This is a genomic window from Anaerococcus lactolyticus ATCC 51172 (genome assembly GCF_000156575.1).
Classification (GTDB): domain Bacteria; phylum Bacillota; class Clostridia; order Tissierellales; family Peptoniphilaceae; genus Anaerococcus; species Anaerococcus lactolyticus.
Genome location: NZ_GG666155.1, coordinates 1 through 241, shown reverse-complemented (window position 1 = coordinate 241; position 241 = coordinate 1). Strand labels below are relative to the sequence as shown.

The following is a 241-nucleotide window of genomic DNA, read 5'->3' as shown; positions in this document are numbered from 1 at the left end:
AGTTGGCGGCCGGCCAACGCGCCGCTGTCGGTCAACCATCAGGGGCTGTCCGCCGCCTCGACCGTCTCCTTTAATCTGCCGGACGGCGGCAGCCTGTCGGACGCCACCGCCGCGGTCGAGCGCACCATGACTCAGCTCGGCGTGCCGTCTACGGTGCGCGGCGCGTTCGCCGGCACCGCCCAGGTGTTCCAGGACACCCTGAAGTCGCAGCTGATCCTGATCCTGGCGGCGATCGCCACGG

General features: G+C 70.5%; 1 protein-coding gene. It reads left to right on the top strand.

The genetic code is table 11. The annotated features are described in order from the left end of the window. Positions 1-241, top strand: a 241-nt coding sequence (locus HMPREF0072_RS11610; RefSeq protein ID WP_211204247.1) for an efflux RND transporter permease subunit, incomplete at both ends; no start/stop codon positions are given.